We start from the raw sequence: 252 nt of genomic DNA, 5'->3' as shown, positions 1-252 counted from the left end.
AAAAATAATAAATATGAAAATACGCATTAAAAATAAGGAAAAGGCAATATTAGCAAAACTGTATAAAGAGGAATATAGAGTTGTTGCAAAACAGGAAGATCTTGGAGGAGGGTATAGCTATTTAATTTTTAATGAAAATCTTCAGGAGATGTTGTTGTCCTCTATTTTCATTGGTCTGTTCTAAATTTCCTTCCGCATTATAGATGTATTCAATTCCGTTTTTATAGCCGTTTTTATATTCAGCTTCGGATT

Annotated in this window: 1 protein-coding gene; it reads left to right on the top strand. The window is 29.8% G+C overall.

What is annotated here, in order from left to right; genetic code table 11:
- Positions 1 to 184: hypothetical protein (locus SB752_RS32955; protein ID WP_410719588.1), on the top strand; the 184-nt coding region annotated here is incomplete at its 5' end.
- Positions 185 to 252 lie beyond the last annotated feature (68 nt).

The sequence above is a fragment of the Brevibacillus sp. SIMBA_040 genome (assembly GCF_046535075.1).
GTDB lineage: Bacteria > Bacillota > Bacilli > Brevibacillales > Brevibacillaceae > Brevibacillus.
This window is presented reverse-complemented; position numbering and strand designations above follow the sequence as displayed.